The following is a 285-nucleotide window of genomic DNA, read 5'->3' as shown; positions in this document are numbered from 1 at the left end:
TTCAACTAAAAAGTTAGTTCCTGCTCCACCTAAAAAAACTAATGAGACTGGTAGACCAAGCGTAAAGATAGAGCCAAAACGAGTTGATTCAGTCAATGCACCAAACTCTAAGACGTACACAGTAAAAAGTGGTGATAGTCTTTGGTCAATCTGTCAAAAACAACTTGGAAATGGGTCGCTATATAAGAAAGTATATGAGTTAAATAAAACTATGATGGATAAAGCTAATAAGAATAAAAACTTAAGTAAATATACTATTTACAAAGGGCAGGTGTTAAAACTTGT

At 33.0% G+C, this 285-nt stretch carries 1 protein-coding gene; it reads left to right on the top strand.

The features are described 5' to 3' along the window. Window positions 1–285, top strand: a 285-nt coding sequence (locus Q3304_RS21030; protein ID WP_407815503.1) for a LysM peptidoglycan-binding domain-containing protein, incomplete at both ends; no start/stop codon positions are given.

It is taken from the genome of Clostridioides sp. GD02377, from assembly GCF_045899875.1.
Lineage (GTDB): Bacteria > Bacillota > Clostridia > Peptostreptococcales > Peptostreptococcaceae > Clostridioides > Clostridioides difficile_A.
This window is presented reverse-complemented; position numbering and strand designations above follow the sequence as displayed.